Origin of the sequence: Peribacillus sp. Hz7, assembly GCF_042136355.1 — a bacterium.
Taxonomy (GTDB): Bacteria; Bacillota; Bacilli; order Bacillales; family DSM-1321; genus Peribacillus; species Peribacillus asahii_A.
The window spans coordinates 98,920-118,425 of record NZ_JBHHJV010000010.1 but is presented as its reverse complement, the minus strand read 5'-3'; the positions used below and the strand labels follow the sequence as shown (position 1 = coordinate 118,425).

Here is a 19,506-nt window from a genome sequence, read left to right as displayed (position 1 = left end):
GGGACAAGGCGATGACGATTTTGAAGCGAGCAAAAGGCTTTTGGCTCTCTATTTTGCTATCATGTATCTTCTTTACCATTATTCAAACGATGATTAGCGGTGGACTATTAAATCCCTTTTATCAAAATACAATTATGTTAATTGGTATTAATATTATCTTGGCGGCAAGTCTTCATTTAATTATTGGGATTACAGGTCAATTTTCAATTGGTCATGCTGGATTTTTGGCGGTAGGTGCTTATGCATCCGCTATTATGACTATGAAGCTTGAAATGCCGTTTTTTGTATCCTTACTAGTTGGAGGGCTAATGGCCGCTCTTGCAGGATTAATTATCGGAATCCCGAGTTTACGCCTAAAAGGAGATTATTTAGCAATTGCAACACTTGGATTCGGAGAGATTGTTCGAATTGTTCTGCTGAATATTGATTATGTTGGTGGAGCGAGCGGCATGCAAGTTTCCCATTTGACGACGTGGCCATGGGTATTTGCCTCCGTTCTTTTGACCATTTTAATTATTCGTAACTTTACGAGTTCTACGCATGGCCGCGCCTGTATTTCGATTCGTGAAGATGAAACAGCAGCAGATTCTATGGGGATTAATACAACGTACTATAAAGTAGTTGCTTTTGCGATTGGTGCTTTTTTAGCCGGGGTTGCTGGAGGCTTGTATGCACATAATTTTTATATTATTTTGCCTTCGAACTTTGGTTTCTTGAAATCGTTTGATATTTTAATTTTTGTTGTACTAGGTGGTCTAGGCAGCTTATCTGGTGCTGTATTAGCGGCTATTTTGTTAACGGTTGTGACGACTTTCCTACAAGATTACCCGGAAACACGAATGATTATTTATAGCCTTGTCTTAATTATTATGATGATTTATCGTCCACAAGGATTATTAGGTACAAAAGAGTTTACAAGCTTCTTTAAGCGTAAAGGAGGTCACAAGCATGACAACGAACAAACCATTGCTTAAAGTTGATGCTGTCGGGATTCAGTTTGGCGGATTAAAGGCTGTGTCCAATGTGAATGTTGAACTCTACCCAGGTGAATTAATTGGATTAATTGGACCCAATGGAGCGGGAAAAACGACGTTCTTCAACTTATTGACAGGAGTGTATGTACCAACAGAAGGAAGTATTTCATTAGAGGGACAGAACTTAAGGAAACTGCCGCCATATAAAATTAACCAAAAAGGAATCAGTCGTACGTTCCAAAATATTCGTTTATTCGGCGACTTGTCTGTTATTGATAATGTAAAAGTAGCCTATCATTCGCTAGCGAAACACAGTATGATAAGCTCTATTTTACGCCTCCCAGCTCATTTTAAAGGTGAGCAAGAAATGGATGAAAAAGCGCTTGAATTTTTAAAAATCTTTAATTTAGATCATTATCAACATGAATTAGCTAAAAACTTGCCTTATGGTCAACAACGGCGCTTAGAGATTGCCCGTGCGTTAGCAGCTAATCCTAAATTGCTTCTTCTTGATGAACCAGCAGCTGGAATGAACCCGCAGGAAACACATGAATTGATGAACTTAATTGCCTTTATCCGCGAAAAATTTAATTTGACCGTCCTTTTAATCGAACATGATATGTCACTTGTGATGGGGGTATGTGAACGAATTTATGTATTGGATCACGGCCAGCTCATTGCTGAAGGAAAGCCCGAAGAGATTCGTAACAACCCAAAAGTGATCGAAGCGTATTTGGGTGAGGAGGTTGTGTCATAATGTTGAAAATTGAAGATATCAATGTGTATTATGGGAACATTCAAGCAATACGCGGAGTTTCAATGGACATTAACAAAGGGGAAATTGTTACCTTAATTGGTGCTAATGGAGCAGGGAAAAGTACGTTATTAAAGACGATTTCGGGCTTATTGAAGCCGAAACAAGGGAAGATTTTATTTGAGGGAGAATCGATTGGCGGAAAAGCGGCACAATCGATTGTAAAATTAGGTATCTCACATGTTCCGGAAGGTCGAAGAGTGTTTGCGAATATGACTGTAGAAGAAAATCTGGAATTAGGTGCTTTTTTACGAAAAGATAAAGCAGGGATTAAGCAAGACTTAGAGAAAGTGTATACGCTTTTTCCAAGATTGTTAGAGCGAGTTAAACAGCAGTCGGGAACATTATCGGGTGGCGAACAGCAAATGCTTGCGATGGGTCGGGCATTAATGGCTAGGCCCAGACTATTACTTCTTGATGAGCCTTCAATGGGTTTAGCGCCCTTATTAGTAAAACAAATTTTTAATATTGTAGAAGAAATTAATAAAGGAGGAACAACAATTTTACTCGTTGAACAAAATGCTAATCTAGCTTTATCGATTGCGGACCGAGCATACGTTGTAGAAACAGGAAGTATTGTTTTATCGGGAGAAGCGGAAGAGTTAACAGCTAGTGAGGAAATTAAAAAAGCTTATCTCGGTGGGCACTAATGAGAAACCGCTATTGCGGTTTTTTTTTGTTGAATGTGAAAGAATAGGTTGTTTCGTCCTTTTTAACTAAAGCCAAGATGAGGAAATAGAGCGTATAATAGATTCATATATTTTTAGGAGTGAGCATAGTGTACAAATTTGTGAATCGTCTATTATTCTTCATCTTAGTTGTAAGTTTTCTATCCATTCTTCAGAGTGAGTCTAAGGTATATGCTGAAGAAATGGACATTGACCAAGTGATTGTAAAATATAAATCTGACGAAGAAATGGTCACTCTAGATGTTCCAGCTAAAAAGTCAGCCGCGAACTTTATAGCTGAATTAGAAGAACAGCCGAATGTGGAAGCAGTAGAACCGAACTATGTAATCAAGCGTTCTGCTACGGCTAGTGATCCGTATTATACAAGACAGTGGTATCATCAAGTGATTGGAATAGAAGATGCTTGGGACGTTACGACAGGATCTAGGGAGGTTGTCGTTGCTATTATTGATGACGGTCTCGATATCAATCATCAAGAATTTAAGAATCAAATTATCACTCCTTATGATGTTATATTAGATAGCAAATTAGAAATTACAGCAGGGGAGCACGGCACTCATATTGCAGGAATTATTGCGAGTTCTATAAACAATGACTATGGTGGGACGGGGATTGCGCCTAATGTCAAAATTATGCCGATTAATGTTTTTGATGGAGAAAATGCGAGGCATTCCGATGTAATAACAGCGATTGATTACGCAATTAAGCAAGGAGCGGATATTATTAATTTAAGCTTAGGCGGGACAGACCCTTCTGCTTTATTTAATGAGGCTATTCAAAGGGCTCATAAGGCGGGTTTACTTATTATTGCTGCAGCCGGAAATGATGGGAAAAACATATATGATTATCCAGCGTCTTATGACCATGTGATTGGGGTAAGTGCAACAGATAAGAGCGATAAAATTGCACGTTATTCCAATTACGGGTCTACAATTGATCTTGCCGCTCCAGGTACTAGTATTTATTCCACGTTACCTTATAATACATATGGTTATATGACAGGTACTTCTATGGCAACACCTATCGTTGCCGGTGTTGCTGCTCTTGTCTGGTCGATTAATCCGAGCTTAACGAATGAACAAATTGAACAACAATTATATAGAACGTCTTTCGATTTAGGGGTGGAAGGAAAAGATCGATATTACGGATATGGGCGCATTGATGCGAAGAAAGCGGTAGCAGTTATTCCAGCTGTAGAGCAGAAACAAGTGATTTTAACGGTCGATGAAATTGTCGATTCTGCTACCATTGTAAAAGGAAGAGTATCGACGAGTATTGTAGATGGAAAGGTGACGATTTATACGAATCAAGAGGTTCTAGCGACTGCTAATCTAGTCAATCAGAATACTTTTGCTGTTAAGATTCCAAAGCAACGAGCTGGCACTGTTCTGCATATTGAAATAGATCAACCGAATGTAGAATCGGTTACTTTAACGGTTATTGATCAAACATCACCGGCTCGTCCTGCAGTAAAGAGTGTAGGGGATCATACAACCAAGCTTACAGGTACAGCAGAAGCAGGCTCGACCGTTCGTGTTAAATCTGGTATAAAACAACTCGGTGCAGCAAAGGCGAATAGTGAGGGGAAGTTTACGATCACTATGAAGACAAAACAAAAAGCAGGAACGTTACTCAAAATAACAGCTACAGACAAAGCGGGAAATGTGAGCGCTGCTACAACAATCAAAGTTATCGACCAAACACCGCCAGCTAAGCCAACTGTCTCGATTAAAGCAACAAGCAAAACAATAACGGTAACCGGAAAATCTGAAGCGTATTCAACGGTCTACTTTCGAGGAAAGGGAAAAATAATCGGTACGCAACAAACCAATGCTAAAGGCAACTACACGATTAAAATCAGCAGACAAAAAATTGCTAAAATCTTACGTATTTATGCCCAGGATCGAGCTAACAACCAAAGTGAGCGTGTCACAGTGACTTTTTAAATTGTGGATAATCTGTGGGTAAATTCCTGTGGTTTCCAAATAAAAAAGGGAAGCGAATGTATGTAGAATTCGCTTCCCTTTTCGTTATGTTTGCTTATTTCGTATCAATAGCCAAATGTAGATGACAATAGATAGAAGTACGGATAAAGCAGCTGTTATGTAGATGCTTCGATAGTCCAAAAAGTATCCAATTTGTCCAAATAGAATAGCGCCGAATCCAATCCCGAGATCAAAAAAGGAAAAGTACGTTGCATTGGCCATTCCTTTGCGATTGGCGGCCGCTCTTTCGACAGACCAAGCTTGAAGTGCAGGCTGCAAGGCGCCGAATCCTAGACCATAACAGATCGCAGCGATATACAATACGGTGTTGTTTGGCATCCAAGCTAAAAGCAGCATAGCGATGCTAATGAGGATCGTAGATGGAATATAAATTGCTTTATGTCCGTGTTTATCATAAAGTTGTCCGGCAAAAATTCTTGTTGTCATGAGAGCTGCGGCAAAGATAAAGAAATACCATTGAATCCCTGTCACACCGCGTTGGTCTGCATAAAGGGGTAAAAATGTTGAGATTCCTCCAAACGTGACCGAAATGAAAAAGATGAGGATGGACGGCTGAAGGGCGCTTTTTTCGTATAAGTTCCATTTCGTTGTTTTCGTTGCTATAGCAATAGGCTCGGCTTTTTTATAGCGAATGGTCGAAGCGGAAATCCAGGCGATGACACCTAAAAGCCCACAAATTAAAAAAAGTTCTTTAAACGAGATCATATTGACCAAAATTAATCCAAGCGATGGACCAATAGCAAGTGCGACATTTCCTGATAATCCATAATACCCCATTCCTTCACCGCGTCTTTTGGCTGGAATAAGGTCTGTTGCAATGGTGCCAGATGCTGTTGTTGAATATCCCCAGCCTATACCTTGAATGACACGTATAGCAAAGAGTAGGATCAAACTTGTGGTAAAGCCAAAAACGCCAATAGTGAGGATAAAAATTGTTAATCCAGCTAGAAAAACAAAGCGTCGACCCTTTGTTTCCAATAATTGTCCTGCAAACGGTCGAATCAGCAGGGCGGAAAAAGTGAAAATGCCGACAACTACACCAATGAGGCGATCATTTCCACCGAGACTTTCAACGAAAAGCGGAATAGTCGGTAAGGTCATTTGAAAGCCGAGAAATACAAAAAAGTTAGCTAAGCAAATTAAAATAAAATCTCGTGTCCAGATTTTTTCCTTGCTACTTACGTGTTCTTTCACCAAAGATTCAGCCATGCATATTCACCTTCAATCTATAGATGCCGTTATTTTACTAAAAATGTATGAAATTTACCAATGATTGAGAATTGAAGTGTTGAGTTTTTTTATTCGAATCAATCCACCTCCATGATTAAGTTTTTACTGGGCTAACAAACGAATTCCGCTAAAATGGGTTAATAGCAGATAGCGGAATTGATTAAAGGCGCATATACATGCATTATAAATATCCCTAAAGTATAAATAACTATTTGGAGGCAAGGTAAATATGGCAGATAAAGTGGGTTTATCATACCTTGAGAAGTTAGTCGGTAAAACTGTGACCGTTTTTAAAGGAGGACCACATTCAAGAACAGGCGAGCTTTTGGCGGTGCAAAGTGATTATTTGGTGATAAAAACAGAAGATCAACAAGTTGTGTATTATCCACTAACACAATTAAAAAGCGTGATTGATAATACGAAGAATAGCACAGTATCAATTGAGAATCTGTACACAAGACTAGCGGCACAGGAAACAATTATTTATCCTGATACGTTTCAAGAATTAGTGCAGTCTCTGCAATTGGGCTATGTTCAAGTAAATGGAGGAGGACCATCTTCTAGTAAAGGTTACTTACTTGATGCTAAGTCGGAATACATTGCTTTGACAACAGAAGAAAAGGGACTTGTTTTCTATCGACTTGATCAAATCAAGAGTCTTTCTACAGCGGAATCTGAGTTTTCAGAGGTGTTACCAACAATTGCATTTGGCGGTAGCGAATTATTTACAGATTTGCTAAGGTCTCTTCTGTTACAATGGACGACGGTTAATCATGGACCAGATAAAGTAGAAGGTATATTGATTGAAGTAAATGACGAATATTCCGTACTTGTAAAACATAAAGAAGTTATCTATGTACCAAATGATTCGATTAACTTTGTTGCTCAAAAAGTAGCAGTTGAAGAGGAAGAAAACAGTCAAGATGGAAATATGGATAGTACTCCTCAAAACATTATCCAGCCTGCAATTACTCAAAGCAATACACAGCCTGTAAATACAACCTCTGCAAGAACCTCTGCAAGAAACTCTACGATTAGACGTATGTTAATCGAGAATATTATGAGAAATTCATCGGTTGGACAGTGATAAATAAGTAATTAAAAGTACAACAACATGCTCGTTGTTGTACTTTCTTTTTTTGCTTTGTTAAGCAATATGGTTGATCATACGATTATAGAATCATTTGTGTCAGAACAAAGTCTCACATAAATGATTCCAAAATGAATCAAACCTCAATAGTGACATAACTTTTAGCTTGGACATTATGGCAAATGAAGCGTTTTGAGATGCTGGCAATTCCAATAGACGATTTCCTCTTCCGCAGTTATGAGTGTCAATTGCTGATCTTGTACTTTTTGAAGCAGACCAATTTTCTCGGGATGATCACCGCCATCTAAGATGACAATATTATTTTTAAGTTTTTTACACTGTTCACTAAAAGATCTAGCTAATGCAATTGAAGTAGGGTTAACAGGGAGAAATTCATTATTTAATGAATAAGGAGCAGAATTTTTGCTATATGGAATTAACCACTTTAAGTGATTCATGGAGATAAACATGACTTTATAGGCAGGAGAGTAGAAGACGAAGTAATCATTCATAATGCTTGTTAAATAGCCATGAATCGTTTTATTTCCTTCAATATAGATTTGGACAAAAGTTCCTTTCGCATTAGTGAGAATCTTTCGAAAGGAAATCGATTCTGAGTTTGTTGTAATAGGCTGTTCTGGCTGAAAGTCAGTTGCTAATTCTAATATATTTTGAGTGTCTAGCTTGACTCGTTGAATATGAATAATGGGGATATAGAAATATTGCCCATTGTAGAGAACGAGAATATCTAATCCAGCATCGACAAGTTGCCCAAATATTTCTATTCTTCCTGATATCTCTACATTTATCGTTTTACCGATTAGGTGATGAAAATGATTCATAATTCATTGTAGCTCCTATTCTTTTATAAAATGTTGTTGTTAAAATAGCCAAGATACCCAGTAGTATAAGAGAACTAAAGTTAAAAGTGTGGCAGGGGGAATGACGATAAAGGTTACCTTCATATACTGTCTCCACGTAATCTTGATTCTTTTACTTTTCACAATATGCATCCACATAATGGTCGCCAATGTTCCCATAGGGAGAAGCAGTGATCCCATATCGCTACCGATTACGTTTGCCAGATAAGAGACTTTTAATGTGAGTGGATCGAGATTCATATTCATTAATGTTAACGTACCGACCATCAATGCCGGATGATTATTAAAAATATTCGAGAGAACCGATAGTAATCCACCCATCATGACACTTGCATGCAATAAGCTTCCGGAAACGATTGGATCCATGACGTTAATCAGCCACGTTGTTAAGCCAATATTATGCAATCCATAGATTACGACGTACATACTAAAGGCAAAGACAAGAATATACCAAGGTGTTCTTTTTAGCACATCAGTTGGTGATACTTTTAAATAAAACCAACGCCATCCGAGTAGGATAGCAGAGCCGATTACCGCCATAACGGAGACAGGGATGCCATAGTAAGAGGCTAGAAATAAGCTGATACGAACGATTAATACAAATAGAAGAATTTTAAGCATAAAACGAGTATTTTGCTTGGTTAATGAAGATGTTGAATTTTTAAGAGGATGATATGGAACCGTTACCATGCCTGTCACTTTCGTAGGAATCACTTTTGGTAGTTTCTTATAAAAAACAAGAAATAGAAGCAGAACAAGGAATAATAAACCGACTGTCGCAGGTACAAACATCATGGCAGTATACATGTATAGATCCATGTGGACAATCTTGAGCGAGATTAAATTGACGATATTACTGACACCAATTGGGGCACTTGAGGCAGTTGCAACGAGGGCACCAGATAACAAGTACGGAATCTTCTGATGATGCTTCACACCTAAATTATTGAGTAGGAGAATGAGAATCGGGGTTGTAATGAGAATACTACCATCATTATTCACGAATAGCGTCATGAGAAAGCATAAGAGGTTCACATACCAGAATAAGCGAATCCCAGAACCTTTTGCTTGATGGGCTAATAATTCAGCTGTCCATTTAAAGAAACCAAAACTCTCTAAAACTATCGCCATAACAATTGTTGCTATAATAGTGATGGCTGCACTGCCAATGGTTTCAATAATTTGCCATAGGTCTGAAATAGAAACACTGCCTGTCATCAAAACGAAAACAGCACCAATCGTCGCTGGAATAGCTTCGTTTACCCCTTTTGGTCGCCACATCACAAACACGATCGTAAATAAAAACGCTAAAATGGTTAATAAGCTTGTAAAGTCAAGCACGTTTTCCTCTCCTTTGGTTATTGTTCACGGATCCTAAGTTATAAATAATTCGGCGAATGTCACTATCCTTCAAACCTCCTTTATATCCATTTTCCCTATAATATATGCGTTGTTGATAAGACAAGCTTCCGTCATTATCCTAATATTTTAAAATTCCGCTCATGAATCTATTAAACATTTGCTTGCAAGAGACGATATTTTAGAAGAAAGGCAAAATTGCCGAAAAGTAATGACGCAAAACTATAGGGACTTCTACCTGTGGTAAAGTCAGCCAGTTATCATCAAACGTAAGGAGAGTTATTATTGATGTCAAAACAACGTTGGATTACAGCTGAAGAAGCTTACGAAAGAAAATTGCGAAATAAGAAAATTTTTATTGCCTCTTATCTATTGTTTACAGTAATCCTTATTTCATCATTGACTATTTTATTAGGGTCATTGTAATTAGATTGATAGTTGTTGCTATTATACTGTATTGTGCAATATAGCTTATTAGAAAAAGGCAAATAAAAGAGGCTGTTTCGTTTTTGAAGCAGCCTCTTTTATTTAGACTGTATTAATGAATATTGTTGATTTATACAATTTTGGCTCATTCGTGTAAAACTGCGGTTTCACACGTTTTTCTTATCTTTTTGAATTTTTTTCGATTTTTTCGTACACAGAGGCGAGAGCTTGTTCGAATTTACCGCTTTTTTTAGGTATATAGTATTTTTTGTTGAGTAATTTATTTGGTAAATATTGCTGTTTGACCCATCCGCTTTCGTAATTATGCGGATATAAATAATCAATGCCTCGTCCGAGCTCTGCGGCACCTAAATAATGTGCATCTTTTAAGTGATTTGGCACATCACCGCTATGTCCCGAACGGATATCTGTAAGAGCATGGTCAATAGCTAAAATAGCTGAATTCGATTTTGGTGATAAGCATAGTTCAATAACAGAATTAGCAAGTGGGATGCGAGCTTCAGGAAATCCGAGTCTTTCGGCTGCTTCTACTGCAGCCAATGCGCGTGGACCAGCTTGAGGGTTAGCAAGACCGATATCTTCATACGCGATGACAATTAAGCGACGGGCAATGCTGGTCAGATCACCTGCTTCTACTAAACGACCAAGATAATGGAGCGCAGCATGAACATCACTGCCGCGAATCGATTTTTGGAATGCAGAAATGACATCATAATGAGCATCGCCATCTTTGTCATGAGAGAAGCTTTTTTTCTGCATGCATTCTTCAGCAATTTCTACATCGATTGTTACAATATTAGCCGTGTCTGGTTCAGTCGAGATTACAGCGAGTTCTAAGGCATTTAAAGCGCTGCGCACATCGCCGTTTGAAGCGGTAGCAAAATGAGCAAGTGCTTCCGGTGTGACGTTTGTTTGATAAGTACCTAGACCGCGTTGGTCATCTGCCAAAGCGCGCTGCAGGGCTTGAACAATTTCTGCTACTTCGAGTGCATGTAATTCGAATATTTGGCAACGACTGCGAATGGCGGGATTAATCGCATGATATGGATTACTTGTTGTTGCTCCGATTAATGTAATCATGCCATTTTCAAGATAAGGAAGCAAAAAGTCCTGTTTCGCTTTATCAAGACGATGTACCTCATCAAGAAGTAAAATGACTTTGCCCGACATTTTCGCTTCAGCGACTACAATTTCTATATCTTTCTTATTATTTGTGACTGCATTTAATGTACGGAAAGCGAATTTTGTACTTCCTGCAATGGCACTTGCGATGGATGTTTTACCAATCCCTGGCGGACCGTATAAAATCATCGAAGACAGCTGCCTCGCTTTAACCATACGTTGAATGATTTTTCCTTCTCCCACAAGATGCTGTTGACCGATAATTTCATCGATTGTGCGCGGACGCATACGAAAGGCTAGTGGTTGAATCGGCATCTTCTTCACTCCTTCCTATATACAGTAACACAACTTGAGAATCATGCGTAATGATTGAAGGGATTCTGTTGTTTTCCAACTTATTTGATGGGGATAATTGACAACATGAGGAGTCAAAGTATGCATTTCTGATGGGAATATGCTATAATTTCATCAGTTTAAAGTTACGGAAAAAATTTGAGGTGTATGAAAATGAAAATTTCAACTAAAGGCCGTTACGGTTTAACCATTATGATTGAATTAGCGAAACATTACGGTGAAGGTCCAAAATCTTTAAAATCGATTGCGCAGTCACATGATTTATCGGAGCATTATTTAGAGCAGTTAATTGCGCCGCTTCGTAATGCGGGACTAGTGAAGAGTATTCGTGGTGCATATGGAGGATACATTTTATCACGAGAACCGCAGGAAATTACTTCTGGAGACATTATTCGTGTTTTAGAAGGTCCGATTTCTCCGGTGGAAGGAATTGAAGATGAAGAGCCAGTAAAACGCCAACTTTGGATTCGCATTCGCGATGCCGTGAAAGATGTGTTAGACAATACGACATTATTGGACTTGGCGAACTATAAAGATACAGGTGAGCAAGGCTCTTATATGTACTATATTTAAAATGAAAACAAGAGGTAGTTTTTAAAGCACTGTTGTGATAACGGTGCTTTATATCATTGTTGAGACGAATTAAAATATGCCACCGTTAATGGTGCGTTTAGATTTTTTGGAGGCGACAAAGTGAACAGAATATATTTAGATCATGCCGCGACCTCGCCGATGCATCCAAATGTAATAGACAAGATGATGACGGTGATGAAAAGTGAGTTTGGTAACCCGTCAAGTATTCATGCGTTTGGGCGTCAAGCACGCCATGTTTTAGATGAAGCAAGAATGGGGATTGCTGCAAGCATTGGAGCTGAACGGAACGAGATTATTTTTACAAGCGGCGGGACGGAAGCGGACAATACAGCGCTTATTGGTATTGCTGAGGCAAACAAGGCGAGGGGCAAGCATATTATTACGACTGAAATTGAACACCATGCAATCTTGCATACGAGTCAGTATTTAGAGAAAGAAGGCTTTGAGGTTACTTATTTGCCTGTTAACAGTGAAGGACTTATTTCGGTGGCTGATGTAAAAGCAGCTCTTCGAGAGGATACAATCCTAGTTTCTATCATGTATGGAAATAATGAAGTCGGTACGATTCAGCCGATTGCTGACATTGGTGCTCTTTTAAAAGAACATCAAGCTTATTTTCATACCGATGCTGTACAAGCGTATGGTTTAGTTCCCATTGATGTAAATGCGCTTCATATTGATTTATTAAGTGTATCAGCTCATAAAATTAACGGACCAAAAGGAATTGGATTTTTATATGTTCGTGAAGGTGTGAAGCTGCAACCGCATGCTCATGGCGGGGAACAGGAGCGGAAGCGCCGTGCTGGAACGGAAAGTGTTCCAGCAATTGCTGGATTTGCCGAAGCGGTGAAGATTGCGCAACAGACGATGGCAGAAAAAGTGGAGAAGTATCGTACATTTAAAGAAATCTTGCTTGCTCGTTTTGAAGAAGCTGGTATACAATATCAACTTAACGGATCATTAAAAGCATCGTTGCCACATGTATTGAATGTTAGTTTTCCTGGGACGAATGTGGAATCGATGCTCGTAAATTTAGATTTAGCGGGAATTGCTGTATCCAGCGGTTCGGCATGCACTGCGGGTTCTATTGATCCGTCGCATGTGCTTGTTGCGATGTTTGGTAAAAATTCAGAGCGGACGAAAAATTCCATCCGCTTTAGCTTTGGTTTAAACAATACGAACGAAGAAATAAAACAAGCTGCAGATGAAACGGTGAAAATCGTGAGCAGATTGGTTGATAAATAAAGAGGTGACAAGAATGAAGAAAGCACCAAAAGATACGCGTGTCGTTGTCGGTATGTCAGGTGGTGTGGATTCTTCTGTTGCAGCCCTGCTTCTGAAACAACAAGGCTATGATGTGGTCGGGATTTTCATGAAAAACTGGGATGATACAGACGAAAATGGAGTTTGTACGGCAACGGAAGATTACAACGATGTTATTGCGGTATGCAATCAAATTGGCATACCTTACTATGCGGTCAATTTTGAAAAGCAATACTGGGAGAAAGTATTTACGTATTTCTTAGAAGAATATAAAGCAGGACGAACACCAAATCCGGATGTAATGTGTAATAAAGAAATTAAGTTTAAAGCATTTTTAGAGCACGCAGTTAGTCTTGGCGCGGATTACTTAGCAACAGGTCATTATGCTCAAGTAGCCTTTAGAGATGGCGATTACAAAATGCTTCGCGGTATCGATGATAATAAAGACCAAACGTATTTCTTAAATCAATTAACTCAAGAACAATTGGAAAAAGTAATGTTCCCATTAGGGCATATTGAGAAAAAAGAAGTGCGTGAAATTGCGAAACAAGCTGGACTTGCTACAGCAGCGAAAAAAGACTCCACTGGTATTTGTTTTATTGGAGAGCGCAATTTTAAAGAGTTTTTGAGTCAGTACTTGCCGGCGCAGCCTGGTGAAATGATGACGATGGATGGAAGAGTGATGGGCAAACATGATGGGCTGATGTATTATACAATCGGCCAACGTCATGGTCTTGGAATCGGCGGAAGCGGCGAACCTTGGTTTGCTGCTGGAAAAGACTTGAAACGCAATATTCTATATGTGTGCCAAGGTTTTGATAATGATTTGTTGTACTCGACTTCTTTGACGGCAGTGAAAATGAGCTGGGTTGCCAATCAAGCACCAGCGAAAGAATTCACATGTACAGCTAAATTCCGCTATCGTCAAACAGACAGCCCTGTGTCTGTAAAAGTGCTGGAAACGGGCGATGTTGAAGTTGTTTTCGCTGAACCTGTTCGTGCGATTACCCCTGGACAAGCGGTCGTGTTTTATGACGGGGATGTCTGCCTCGGCGGCGGCACGATTGATGAAGTGTTTAAACATGGTGAAAAATTAACATATGTAGGGTAATATAAGAAGGGTCCCCAACTGTTTACGGTTGGGGACTTTATTTGGAAAAGCCTTATGGTATACTTTCTATAGAAATTTAGGAGTGTGAAATAGATGGATAAAAATCAACAAGGGATTCAATATATGCAAGAAGGAAAATATGAGGAAGCAGCGAAGATTTTTAATGAAGCGATTGAGGAAAATCCGAAAGATCCCGTTGCGTATATTAACTTTGGAAATGTGTTGACGGCAGTTGGTGATTATGAAAAGGCAATTCTTTTTTATAAAAGAGCGCTTGAAATAGATGAGCAGGCAGCAGCGGCCTATTATTCGCTTGGAAATTTATATTATGAAAGTGATAAATTAATAGAAGCGAAAGATATGTTTGAAAAAGCACTTCGTCATGGTTTGGAAAATGCGGATGCGTATTTCATGCTGGGCTTGACTTTAATGGCGCTTGATCAAGCAAAACTGGCGATGCCTTATTTACAACGTACAGTCGAGTTAAATAAGGATGACGTAGATGCGCGTTTTCAGTATGCCCTTTGCCTCGCTAATGCAGAGTTGTATGAGGAATTGATTCAGCAATTGAATATCGTGATTGAACAAGATCCAAATCACGCCGATGCTTACTATAATTTAGGTGTCGCTTTTGCCGGGTACCGTGATGATGTAGATGCGGCCATTGCTTATTTTGATAAAGCGCTTGAGGTGCAGGCTGATCATATGCTTGCCGCTCATGGGAAAAAACTAATGGAACAAATGAAAGCAGAAAACTAAACAGGTATTTTAAGTCATGAAAGGTGGGAAAGGCTTTGAGTCAACAAGAGGCTTTAGATTTGTTTTCGGAAGAGAAGCAGTTTATGAAAGGGCGGCACTTAGTGACGATTTTTCATAATGAGGAAAATATGTATTCTGTTGTTCGGATTCGCTTGGATGAAACAAATTTGAATTATGATGAGCAGGAAGCTGTTGTGACTGGTTATTTCCCACGTATTCATGAGCATGAAACGTATATCTTTTACGGAGTATTAAAGGAGCATCCTCGCTTTGGTCTACAGTTTCAAGTTAATCATTTTCGCAAAGATTTGCCACAGTCGAAGGAAGGTATTGTGGCTTATTTATCCGGCGATATGTTTAAAGGAATTGGGAAGAAGACGGCAGAAAGCATTGTGGAAACACTTGGTGAAAATGCAATTTCAAAAATTTTAGCGCAGCCTTCTGTACTGGATAATATTCCGCGTTTGTCCGGTGAGAAAGCAAAAGCTTTATATGATACATTGCTTGAAAATGAAGGTCTTGAGCAAGTGATGATTGCACTGAATCAATATGGTTTTGGACCGCAGCTTTCGATGAAAATTTATCAAATGTATAAACAGGATACAGTTTCTATTATTCAAAGTAACCCATATAAACTTGTAGAGGATATTGAGGGAATTGGTTTTGGACGGGCGGATGAACTTGGATTTCAGCTAGGCATTTCCGGGGGGCATCCAGACCGTATTAAAGCGGCTTGCCTATATTGCCTTGACACGCAATGCATGCAGGATGGACATGTCTATATGGAGGCGGAGGAATTATTAGAGTCCGTTCAACGTTTATTGGAAGAAAATAAGCGTGATGTCATTGAATTTACGAATATTTCCTCAGAAATAATCAAACTAGAAGCGGAAAGAAAGATTGTTGTCGAGGAAACACGTATTTACTTGCCTGCTTTGTATTTCTCGGAAAAAGGAATTGTCATGAATATTCAACGGCTCCTCCAACAAACAGAGTATGAAGACCAATTTCCAGAATCGGAGTTTTTATTAGCGCTTGGTGAATTGGAGGAGCGTCTTGGTGTGACGTACGCTCCCGCACAAAAAGAAGCGATTCAGACGGCTTTGCAATCGCCTATGCTCATTTTAACAGGCGGCCCGGGAACAGGGAAAACGACGGTCATTAAGGGAATTGTGGAGCTATATAGTGAGCTTCATGGCGTGTCGATGAACATAAAAGATTATAAAAAGGATGAGGAGCCGTTTCCCTTTGTGCTTGCTGCGCCGACTGGTCGTGCAGCTAAGCGAATGGCGGAATCTACTGGTCTGCCAGCTGTGACGATTCATCGATTACTAGGTTGGAATGGCAGTGAAGGGTTTGCTCATGATGCAGACAATCCTATTGAGGGACGTATTGTGATTATTGATGAGATGTCGATGGTCGATACATGGCTGGCTCATCAATTGTTGAAAGCATTGCCAGAGCATAGTCAGCTCATTCTTGTTGGGGATGAAGACCAGTTGCCGTCTGTTGGTCCTGGTCAAGTGCTGAAGGATTTACTAGCTTCAAAAGCTATTCCAACGATTGCTCTCCAACATATTTATCGTCAAGCAGACGGTTCTTCGATTATTGAACTTGCTCATGAAATGAAGAAAGGCCATGTGCCGCATGATGTGGCAAAGCAACAAGTTGATCGTTCTTTTATTCGATGTCAACAGAGCCAAATGGCTGATGTCATTAAGCAGGTCGTTCAAAATGCACGTAAAAAGGGGTATAGTTCACGTGACATTCAAGTACTTGCCCCGATGTATAAAGGTCCAGCTGGGATTGATGTACTGAACAAGATGCTCCAAGAAGTATTAAATGGAGATAGCGAGAAAAAACGTCGTGAGTTGCAATTTGGTGATGTCGTCTATCGAACAGGTGATAAAGTGTTACAGCTTGTGAATCAGCCTGAAGAAGGTGTTTTCAATGGAGACATGGGCGAAATTGTAACGATTATATTTGCTAAAGAAAATACCGACCATGTAGATAAAGTTGTCATTTCCTTTGAAGGCATTGAAGTGACGTATACGAAGCAGGATTTAAACCAAATCACACATGCGTATTGCTGTTCCATACATAAATCACAAGGAAGCGAGTTTCCAATTGTTATTTTACCTGTTGTGCGAAGCTACTATAGAATGTTACGCCGAAATTTATTATATACGGCGATTACACGCAGCAAGGATTTTCTCATTATATGTGGAGAAGAAGAAGCATTTCGACTTGGAGTGGAACGTAATGATGAAACACAGCGCCGGACAACATTGCGCGAAAAATTACAGGAAATACATGCAGGAAGCGATACTAAAGTTATTGAAGAAGGTGAATCATACCTCGATCGCTTAATGAATGAGGACCCGATGATTGGCATGGGCGATGTAACTCCGTATCATTTTATGTAAAGGTTTCGTTATGGGACGCTGTTGTACTCGTTTTATCAATCATATTGTTTAACATATAGTCTATGTAAAAGTAAGCGAGAGACCCTTTATGGTTTCTGGCTTATTTTTGTTTTAATGTAAGATGGAAAACGTTTCAGCTTATCATTCTCGACAAGAAGATGAATACTATACTTGTTCGAGAAGGTGGGATGACTTTGCGGACGTTTTCTTTATTAAAAGGTTTGCCGGTTGTTGATAAAAATGGAGAAAAAATCGGTATGGTTAACGATTTATGTATATCTGAAGCGGGGATTATTACAGGACTTGTTGTGCAGAAGCAAAGATTGTTCAAAAAAAATGTCTATGTAGCGTTAGATGACGTATCTTCTTTTGGTCCTGATGGAGTCATTGTAAGCGGTGAGTTTGAAGAACAAATTCCAGAAGTGGACATGCTGCTGAATAAGGATGCAATGTTAGGAAGAATGATGCTTTCAGAAATGGGCGAGGAATTAGGATTGCTGCAAGATGTATGTTTTTTGGAAAAAATGGGCACGATTGTAGCATATGAAACAACGGATGGTTTTTTTTCAAAAAACAAGCTAATCCACTCAGAAGAGCCGCCTATATGTGGAAAAGATGCCATCATTGTTTCAGTATCAAAACAGTGAGGTGTCCATTTTGGAAATTATATGTCCGAATTGCCGCAGTAAAGATGTCGGGAAAATCGGTGTGAACCAGTACTATTGCTGGGGTTGCTTTATTGAAATGTCGCTCTCTAATGGACTTATTTCAACACATCAGGTCGAAGAGGATGGGAGTCTTAGCTCTCTAGATGATTTATTTGAGGAACAGGATCGCCGCTTCACCATGTAGAGAAAAGAGGTGTGAGAGATGGCTAAACGAAATGTCACTAAAACAATCAATAGAAGCATTAAAAAAATGAGAAAAAAATTAAAAGAAATGTTGTAATAGAAAGCAGCCTCCGCAAATATGCATGGAGGCTGTATTTTGTATGAATACTTGCTAATCATGAAGATTATCCTGCCAAATTTAACACAAAACCTGCTAACTTCCATCATAAACGCATGAAACGTCAGCTTGATTCAAAAACTAAGCTGGGAGGCATCATTTGTGGATATTCGCTTAAAATGGTTTTATCGACTGGGATTTATGCTGCTTTTGTTTATTGTTTTTTATATTTTTATGAAATTGAAGCCGATATGGGGCCCCGTTTTGTCCGTTATGCTGGTTGTATTACTCCCCTTCATAATCGGTGCATTTATTAGCTATCTATTACACCCTGTTGTTGAGGCGCTTCATCAAAAAGGCGTAAGGCGAGGGCTGTCTGTTATTATTATTTATTTACTTTTCTTTGGAGGTTTAGGGTTTGGAATTTATAAAGGCATTCCAACCATGATGAATCAAGTAGAAGAGCTTTCTGAAAATGTTCCTGTTGTAACGGAACAATATAAAATGTGGATGAAGAATCTGGAATATCAAACGTCTAATTGGCCCATTGATGTACATGAACGAATTGAAAAAGGAATGGATGTAATTGCAATACGTATGAATACCTTTTTAAATCATTTAATGAATTATGCAATGAAAGCATTTGATTTTTTGGTGCTTATTGGCCTAATTCCTTTCATTGCTTTTTATATGTTAAAAGATTTTGAGTCGTTAAAGAAAATGATTTGGTATATTACGCCGAAAAAATGGCGTCAGCAAGGCCGTGCATTTTTACGTGATGTCGATACATCGCTCGGTGGCTATATTCGTGGACAGCTATTTGTGTGCGTGGCGATTGGAGTTGCTGCCGCATTATTGTTTTGGTTATTTGATATGAAGTATCCGTTGCTGCTTGGTGCCATTATCGGGATTACGAATGTGATTCCATACTTTGGTCCAATTTTTGGAGCGGTTCCCGCTATCATTATTGCAGCAACATTATCAATTAAAATGGTGATTACGGTTGCGATTATTGTGCTCGTTTTGCAATTTTTAGAAGGGAATGTGCTATCTCCGTTGATTGTGGGGAAAAGCCTTCATATGCATCCGTTATTCATTATGCTTGCCTTGCTAGCAGGCGGTGAAATAGGGGGAATTATCGGTATGATTGTATCGATTCCCATCCTTGCTATTTTAAAAGTTTTTGTTCTCCATGCACGTGTTCACTTCGGAAAGAAGGAGCCGCTTGTTGACAAATAAAATAGTAGTGAATAAAATACAATACATAAGATAATTCGTTGAAGGACCAAGTATGCTGAACACTGTCTACTAGAGAGAAATCCCCTGGGCTGAAAGGATTTTAGATCAAGAGCAGCAGAAAGCTAGTCCAGAGAGCAGCTAATACCTGCCGTTACGCCGCGTTAAGGCTAGATGAAGGTGATGGACAGGCAAGATGTCCA

Annotated in this window: 18 protein-coding genes, 1 riboswitch and 1 other annotated feature (1 of these 20 only partly in view); of the genes, 14 read left to right on the top strand and 4 right to left on the bottom strand. The window is 39.2% G+C overall.

Translation table 11 applies throughout. The features are described 5' to 3' along the window. The first annotated feature begins 11 nt into the window (after window positions 1-11). From ACE199_RS14765 to ACE199_RS14750, 4 genes are all read left to right on the top strand, one after another. Window positions 12-974, top strand: coding sequence for a branched-chain amino acid ABC transporter permease (locus tag ACE199_RS14765; protein WP_127761479.1), 963 nt, complete (start codon window positions 12-14; stop codon window positions 972-974). After that, window positions 949-1,731 (top strand): ABC transporter ATP-binding protein, encoded by a 783-nt coding sequence (locus ACE199_RS14760; RefSeq protein ID WP_375350449.1) that lies wholly within the window; start codon window positions 949-951, stop codon window positions 1,729-1,731. Before ACE199_RS14765 ends, ACE199_RS14760 begins: the two co-directional genes overlap by 26 nt. Next, complete coding sequence (locus tag ACE199_RS14755; RefSeq protein WP_375350447.1) at window positions 1,731-2,438, top strand: ABC transporter ATP-binding protein; 708 nt, start codon at window positions 1,731-1,733, stop codon at window positions 2,436-2,438. The genes ACE199_RS14760 and ACE199_RS14755 overlap by 1 nt, the downstream gene beginning before the upstream one ends. A 128-nt stretch (window positions 2,439-2,566) precedes the next feature. Next, on the top strand, window positions 2,567-4,423 hold the full coding sequence (locus ACE199_RS14750) for a S8 family serine peptidase (RefSeq protein WP_375350446.1): 1,857 nt from the start codon (window positions 2,567-2,569) through the stop codon (window positions 4,421-4,423). An 84-nt stretch (window positions 4,424-4,507) separates the two neighbouring features. Here the strand turns inward: ACE199_RS14750 and ACE199_RS14745 are convergent, their stop codons facing one another. Then, entirely contained in the window at window positions 4,508-5,692 is a 1,185-nt protein-coding gene (locus ACE199_RS14745) for an MFS transporter (protein WP_375350445.1), read from the bottom strand. A gap of 250 nt (window positions 5,693-5,942) precedes the next feature. Between ACE199_RS14745 and ACE199_RS14740 the strand changes: the two genes are divergently transcribed. After that, window positions 5,943-6,800 (top strand): hypothetical protein, encoded by an 858-nt coding sequence (locus ACE199_RS14740; protein WP_375350444.1) that lies wholly within the window; start codon window positions 5,943-5,945, stop codon window positions 6,798-6,800. Window positions 6,801-6,976: 176 nt separating this feature from the next. Here the strand turns inward: ACE199_RS14740 and ACE199_RS14735 are convergent, their stop codons facing one another. Both ACE199_RS14735 and ACE199_RS14730 read right to left on the bottom strand, forming a co-directional pair. Then, window positions 6,977-7,645, bottom strand: coding sequence for a DUF2642 domain-containing protein (locus tag ACE199_RS14735; RefSeq protein ID WP_375350443.1), 669 nt, complete (start codon window positions 7,643-7,645; stop codon window positions 6,977-6,979). A gap of 39 nt (window positions 7,646-7,684) precedes the next feature. Continuing rightward, window positions 7,685-9,025 carry an arsenic transporter gene (locus ACE199_RS14730; protein ID WP_375350442.1) on the bottom strand — a complete coding sequence of 447 codons (1,341 nt, stop codon included), beginning with the start codon at window positions 9,023-9,025 and terminating at the stop codon, window positions 7,685-7,687. A gap of 199 nt (window positions 9,026-9,224) precedes the next feature. Further along, a riboswitch (cyclic di-GMP riboswitch) is annotated at window positions 9,225-9,308 on the top strand. 23 nt (window positions 9,309-9,331) lie between these two features. Here ACE199_RS14730 and ACE199_RS14725 point away from each other — a divergent pair. Next, window positions 9,332-9,469, top strand: a complete 138-nt coding sequence (locus ACE199_RS14725; protein ID WP_182480591.1) for a hypothetical protein — start codon at window positions 9,332-9,334, stop codon at window positions 9,467-9,469. 180 nt (window positions 9,470-9,649) lie between these two features. Here ACE199_RS14725 and ACE199_RS14720 read toward each other — a convergent pair whose 3' ends face one another. Then, the gene (locus ACE199_RS14720) at window positions 9,650-10,927 is read right to left on the bottom strand and encodes a replication-associated recombination protein A (protein WP_375350441.1); all 1,278 of its coding nucleotides are present in this window, start codon (window positions 10,925-10,927) and stop codon (window positions 9,650-9,652) included. 192 nt (window positions 10,928-11,119) lie between these two features. Between ACE199_RS14720 and cymR the strand changes: the two genes are divergently transcribed. The 8 genes from cymR to ACE199_RS14680 all read left to right on the top strand — a co-directional run bounded on the left by cymR (window position 11,120) and on the right by ACE199_RS14680 (window position 19,306). Further along, window positions 11,120-11,539, top strand: a complete 420-nt coding sequence (gene cymR / locus ACE199_RS14715) for a cysteine metabolism transcriptional regulator CymR (protein WP_127761470.1) — start codon at window positions 11,120-11,122, stop codon at window positions 11,537-11,539. Window positions 11,540-11,659: 120 nt separating this feature from the next. Beyond that, entirely contained in the window at window positions 11,660-12,805 is a 1,146-nt protein-coding gene (locus ACE199_RS14710; protein WP_375350440.1) for a cysteine desulfurase family protein, read from the top strand. Window positions 12,806-12,818: 13 nt separating this feature from the next. Continuing rightward, window positions 12,819-13,934, top strand: coding sequence for a tRNA 2-thiouridine(34) synthase MnmA (mnmA, locus tag ACE199_RS14705; protein WP_375350439.1), 1,116 nt, complete (start codon window positions 12,819-12,821; stop codon window positions 13,932-13,934). 93 nt (window positions 13,935-14,027) lie between these two features. Continuing rightward, window positions 14,028-14,693: a tetratricopeptide repeat protein gene (locus ACE199_RS14700; protein WP_375350438.1), complete on the top strand. Its 666-nt coding sequence runs from the start codon at window positions 14,028-14,030 to the stop codon at window positions 14,691-14,693. A gap of 83 nt (window positions 14,694-14,776) precedes the next feature. Beyond that, on the top strand, window positions 14,777-17,119 hold the full coding sequence (recD2, locus tag ACE199_RS14695) for an SF1B family DNA helicase RecD2 (RefSeq protein WP_375350477.1): 2,343 nt from the start codon (window positions 14,777-14,779) through the stop codon (window positions 17,117-17,119). 188 nt (window positions 17,120-17,307) lie between these two features. Then, window positions 17,308-17,766 carry a PRC-barrel domain-containing protein gene (locus ACE199_RS14690; RefSeq protein WP_375350437.1) on the top strand — a complete coding sequence of 153 codons (459 nt, stop codon included), beginning with the start codon at window positions 17,308-17,310 and terminating at the stop codon, window positions 17,764-17,766. Then, window positions 17,735-17,971 carry a hypothetical protein gene (locus ACE199_RS14685; RefSeq protein ID WP_252286810.1) on the top strand — a complete coding sequence of 79 codons (237 nt, stop codon included), beginning with the start codon at window positions 17,735-17,737 and terminating at the stop codon, window positions 17,969-17,971. Before ACE199_RS14690 ends, ACE199_RS14685 begins: the two co-directional genes overlap by 32 nt. A 258-nt stretch (window positions 17,972-18,229) precedes the next feature. Continuing rightward, window positions 18,230-19,306 (top strand): AI-2E family transporter, encoded by a 1,077-nt coding sequence (locus ACE199_RS14680; protein ID WP_375350436.1) that lies wholly within the window; start codon window positions 18,230-18,232, stop codon window positions 19,304-19,306. A 29-nt stretch (window positions 19,307-19,335) separates the two neighbouring features. Beyond that, window positions 19,336-19,506 (top strand) — a binding site (T-box leader) (it continues 39 nt past the right edge of the window).